The organism is Streptomyces sp. NRRL F-5630, from assembly GCF_000719475.1.
Taxonomy (GTDB): domain Bacteria; phylum Actinomycetota; class Actinomycetes; order Streptomycetales; family Streptomycetaceae; genus Streptomyces.
In genome coordinates this window covers 1-217 of sequence record NZ_JOGO01000227.1, presented here as the reverse complement: position 1 = coordinate 217, position 217 = coordinate 1, and the positions used below count along the sequence as shown (strand labels likewise).

The window sequence follows — 217 nt, the reverse complement described above, 5'->3', positions numbered from 1 at the left end:
GAGGGGCCAGAAGAGTTCCCAGACGGAGACGTCGAAGGTGGGAGGTGTTTTCTGGAGTACCCGGTCTGTTGTGTTGAGGTGGTAGGTGGCCTGCATCCATCGGAGCCGGTTGGTGAGCGAGGCGTGGGTGATCAGGGTGCCTTTGGGGGTGCCGGTGGAGCCGGAGGTGTAGAGGGCGTAGGCGGGGTGCTGGGGGAGGAGTGGGGTGAGCCGGTCC

At 65.4% G+C, this 217-nt stretch carries 1 protein-coding gene; it reads right to left on the bottom strand.

The window, feature by feature from the left end; translation table 11 throughout:
• The coding region (locus tag IF99_RS31520; protein WP_037828430.1) for an AMP-binding protein at window positions 1-217 on the bottom strand (217 nt) is incomplete at both ends.